Source organism: Thauera sp. ZXT1-4 (assembly GCF_052598215.2).
Genome location: NZ_JBQWSN020000115.1, coordinates 1 through 910 on the forward strand (window position 1 = coordinate 1; position 910 = coordinate 910).

Below are 910 nucleotides of genomic sequence, written 5' to 3' on the forward strand. Positions count from 1 at the left end.
ACAGCAACAACATGTGCAACACCTGGCTGCAGGCCGCCGAGGTGCTGGACTTCAACGTGCATGTGTCGACCCCGCCGGGCTACGAAGTCGAGCCCGAGCGTGCGGGCCTCTTCGGTACCAACCACTTCGAGCAGTTCGCCGACCCCATGGAAGCCTGCAAGGGCGCTGACCTGGTCACCACCGACGTGTGGACCTCGATGGGCTTCGAGGCCGAGAACGAAGCGCGCATGAAGGCCTTCGCCGACTGGTGCGTGGACGCCGAGATGATGTCCGTGGCGCACAAGGAGGCCGTGTTCATGCACTGCCTGCCCGCGCACCGCGGCGAGGAAGTCACCGCAGAGGTCATCGACGGCCCGCAGTCGGTGGTATGGGACGAGGCCGAAAACCGCCTGCACGCGCAGAAGGCCTTGATGGAATACCTGATGCTCGGCCGCATCGAGCACTGATCCAACGAACATGAACGGCGTGCACGGGCGTGCGTGCCGGCAACACAGCAGAAAACAGGAAAACAGCATGAGCGACGTCAAGAAAGTAGTGCTCGCCTATTCGGGCGGGCTGGACACTTCGGTCATCCTGAAGTGGCTGCAGGACACCTACGCGTGCGAAGTGGTCACCTTCACCGCCGACCTCGGTCAGGGCGAAGAGCTCGAGCCCGCGCGCCAGAAGGCGCTCAAGTTCGGCATCCAGCCCGAGAACATCTTCATCGACGACCTGCGTGAAGAGTTCGTGCGCGACTTCGTCTTCCCGATGTTCCGCGCCAACACCGTCTATGAAGGCGAATACCTGCTCGGCACCTCGATCGCCCGCCCGCTGATCTCCAAGCGCCAGATCGAGATCGCCCAGGCCACCGGCGCTGACGCCGTCTCGCACGGCGCCACCGGCAAGGGCAACGACCAGGTCCGCTTCGAGC

Annotated in this window: 1 protein-coding gene and 1 pseudogene; both read left to right on the forward strand. The window is 64.0% G+C overall.

Features of this window, described 5'->3' with window-relative positions; all coding sequences use genetic code 11:
• Positions 1–446, forward strand: a pseudogene (locus ACUH78_RS19375) (Rossmann-fold NAD(P)-binding domain-containing protein); the annotation flags it as partial.
• Positions 447–513: 67 nt separating this feature from the next.
• Positions 514–910, forward strand: a 397-nt coding sequence (locus ACUH78_RS19380) for an argininosuccinate synthase domain-containing protein (RefSeq protein WP_445334447.1), incomplete at its 3' end; no start/stop codon positions are given.